Source organism: Pseudomonas sp. NPDC090752 (genome assembly GCF_055584805.1).
This window is the reverse complement of the sequence record NZ_JBVJLI010000045.1, coordinates 1-1278: the sequence shown is the minus strand read 5'-3', so window position 1 is coordinate 1278 and position 1278 is coordinate 1. Positions and strand designations below refer to the sequence as shown.

Sequence of the window (1278 nt, the reverse complement as noted above, 5' to 3'; positions counted from 1 at the left end):
TGTATAAACGGGAGACATGGGTGACGGCTGTGCCAGGACATGGTGGACACTTATCGGTAGCAATGACTGCCGGAGCTACAGCCATGCCCTGGGATGAGAAAGACATCATGACGTTACGTGAGGAGTTCGTTGCTCTGGCGCGGCGGGAAGGTGCGAACCGGCGTGAGCTATGCCGCCGGTTCAAGATCAGTCCTCAGACCGCCTACAAGTGGCTTGCCCGCTTTGAAGCCAGCGGATCGGAAGGCCTCAAGGATTTGTCCCGCCGCCCGAAGACGAGCCCCAAGCAATCCTCGGAGCTCATCGAGAAGCAGGTCGTAGAACTTCGTACAGAACATCCGGCCTGGGGCGGGAGGAAGATCAGCAAGCGCCTACAGGACCTAGGCGGCCCAGCAATCGCACCGAGTACGGTGACCTCCATCTTGCATAGGCATCAGCTCATCCCGGCCGAGGCGTCCAACGCTGGAAAAGCGTGGTGTCGCTTCGTTCACGATGCCCCAAATGACTTATGGCAAATGGACTTCAAGGGTTACTTCTCGACGTCTCAGGGGCAGTGCCATCCCTTAACCGTGCTGGACGATCACTCTCGGTTTAATTTGGCGCTCCAGGCATGTGCGAATGAACGGTGCCAGACCGTCCAGCAACGTCTAGTCGACGTATTTCGACTGTATGGAATGCCAGTCCAAATCAACACCGACAATGGCGGCCCATGGGGCTCTCCTCGCGTTCCTGGTGAGCTTTCGCACCTAGGTGTCTGGCTTGTTCGGCTTGGCATACGCCTGTCATTCAGTCGCCCGGGACATCCCCAAACCAATGGCAAGGATGAACGATTCCATCGTTCATTGAAGGCTGAGGTACTTCAAGGCAGATCCTTTCGGTCACTGGAAGAAGCTCAGATCGCTTTTGATCAATGGCGTGAAATTTACAATCATCAACGACCGCACCAGGCTCTGCAGATGACGCCCCCCATTACTCATTATCAAATGAGTCCCAGACGTTACCCAGAGAAGCTTCCGGAGCTGGAGTACGGGCCAGATGACACCGTTCTCAAAGTGCATTTTCATGGCAATACACGCTTTAGAGGAGAGCTGATTCCTGCTTCAAAAGCACTCAGAGGCCTACCGATTGCCGTTCGACCAAAAGGGACAGTGGACGGATGCTTTGAGGTCTACTTCAACCACCACAAGCTCTACGAGATAGATATGCGTGGCCGTAAGTCGAAGCCTTGAAAGTGTCCACCATGTCCTGGCACAGGTGTCACCCTTGTATTCAGTCCCTACA

At 54.9% G+C, this 1278-nt stretch carries 1 protein-coding gene; it reads left to right on the top strand.

The window, feature by feature from the left end:
- Positions 1 to 83 precede the first annotated feature (83 nt).
- Positions 84 to 1226, top strand: coding sequence for an IS481 family transposase (locus ACZ6YA_RS26055; RefSeq protein ID WP_465900633.1), 1143 nt, complete (start codon positions 84 to 86; stop codon positions 1224 to 1226).
- Positions 1227 to 1278: the final 52 nt, after the last annotated feature.